Below are 408 nucleotides of genomic sequence, written 5' to 3'. Positions count from 1 at the left end.
GCGTTAAAAGGCTTTCGGCTTGTTTGATCTGCACTTCGTCTTTACCGTCGGCGGTCTGCACAAGAACTTCCGCGCCCAATTCTTCCGCACGTCTGACGAAAAATTCGCGGTCTTTCTGCCAGCGTTCCTGCTGCAGAGTGTCCATCAAAAAACCGATACGAATTTTGCCGGAAGTATTTTTAGCGGCGTTGTTCGAGATAGAATTCTGCTCCGGCGATTGGACGCATGAGACTGTCAGAAAAAAAGATATGACGACCGAAAGAAACAAAATCCCGCGCAAATTTTTATTTGGGTTCATATTTTTATGCTTATCAAAATCTACTTACCAAATCCAAACCAGTCAACATCCGTCGCCTCGTTATACTGAAAACTTTCGCGATTGCTTTGAAAGTGGAACCGATTTATTAC

General features: G+C 44.1%; 1 pseudogene. It reads right to left on the bottom strand.

Annotation, left to right across the window (positions count from 1 at the left end):
* Positions 1–298 (bottom strand): annotated as a pseudogene (locus tag I6F37_RS42565) (hypothetical protein); the annotation flags it as partial.
* Between the last annotated feature and the right edge of the window lie 110 nt (positions 299–408).

It is taken from the genome of Bradyrhizobium sp. NBAIM08 (assembly GCF_020193935.1).
GTDB classification, from domain to species: domain Bacteria; phylum Pseudomonadota; class Alphaproteobacteria; order Rhizobiales; family Xanthobacteraceae; genus Bradyrhizobium; species Bradyrhizobium yuanmingense.
The sequence above is the reverse complement of the archived record's forward strand: the minus strand, read 5'-3'. Positions and strand labels throughout refer to the sequence as shown.